2 protein-coding genes are annotated in these 1,004 nt (G+C 72.2%); one reads left to right on the forward strand and one right to left on the reverse strand.

Translation table 11 applies throughout. From position 1 onward, the window contains the following. The first annotated feature begins 101 nt into the window (after positions 1 to 101). A complete protein-coding gene (locus H5J29_RS34105) occupies positions 102 to 758 on the forward strand; it encodes a TMEM175 family protein (protein WP_181784968.1) in 657 nt (218 codons plus the stop codon). A gap of 22 nt (positions 759 to 780) precedes the next feature. On the opposite strand, the gene H5J29_RS34110 is transcribed toward H5J29_RS34105, so the two are convergent. After that, positions 781 to 1,004: phenylalanine--tRNA ligase subunit beta-related protein (locus tag H5J29_RS34110; RefSeq protein ID WP_181784969.1), on the reverse strand; the 224-nt coding region annotated here is incomplete at its 5' end.

The following is a 1,004-nucleotide window of genomic DNA, read 5'->3' on the forward strand; positions in this document are numbered from 1 at the left end:
CGATCGCCGTCGCCGAGCGCGACCCGGACGACACGCGGTGGGCCGAGGCGGCCCGGCGGGCTCTCGCCCGGCTGCCCGGTTGACCCTTAAGGTCGATCGCCATGAGCGACCCCGCGTCCGATCAGGACGCCGCGACCGACTTCGAGGGGACCGACCGCGGCGCGGCGGAGCGGCTGACGTTCTTCTCCGACGCCGTCGTGGCCATCGCGATCACCCTGCTCGCGATCGAGCTGCAGGTCCCCGAGGGTGAGACGGCCGCCGCGCTGGCGGCGGGCTTCGCCGCGAACTGGGGCGAGTACCTGGCGTTCCTGATCAGCTTCGCGGTGATCGCCCGGCACTGGATCAGCCACCACCGGCTGTTCCGCTACGTCGGCCGGGCCGACACCGGGATCATCTGGCTCAACATGTTCTGGCTGTTGCTGATCGTGCTGACGCCGTTCCTCACCCGGTTCATCTCCGAGGAGCACATCGACTTCCCGCGGTTCGGGATCTACGCGCTGGCCCAGACGCTGCAGACCGCCACGTTCGCGGCGATGGTGCTCGTCCTGCGGCGCTCCAGGGCGTTCATCCCGGAGACCCCGCGCTACTGGTTGCGCGGGGGCTGGGTGTCCTCGGCGGTCACCGCCGCGTCCTTCCTGGTGTCCATCCCGCTGTTCCCGCTGATGGGCAGCTGGGCGTTCGCGCTCTGGGGGATCCTGCCGTTCCTCGGCGGGCGCCTGACCGACGCCGTGGGCCTCACCGGCAAGGGCGTCGACTGACCCGCGTCATGCTGCGCTGGGTTCAGCGTTGGACGGCGGACACGCGGGCTGCGGCCTCGGCGATCGCGGCGTCCCGGGCGGCGTTGGCCTCCTCGTTCGTGAGGGTGCGGTCCGGGGCGCGGAAGCGCAGGCTGTACGCCAGGCTGCGCTTGCCCTCGCCGACCTGGTCGCCGGTGTAGACGTCGAACAGGCGCACGGCCTCCAGCAGCTCGCCGCCGCCCGCGGTCAGCGCCGCCGCCACCTCCG

This window comes from Pseudonocardia pini (genome assembly GCF_013870575.1).
In the GTDB taxonomy this organism is placed as follows: domain Bacteria; phylum Actinomycetota; class Actinomycetes; order Mycobacteriales; family Pseudonocardiaceae; genus Pseudonocardia; species Pseudonocardia pini.

Coding starts and splice junctions, on each gene's coding strand:
- H5J29_RS34105 (WP_181784968.1), top strand. CDS start 102: ATGAGCGACCCCGCGTCCGATCAGGACGCCGCGACCGACTTCGAGGGG.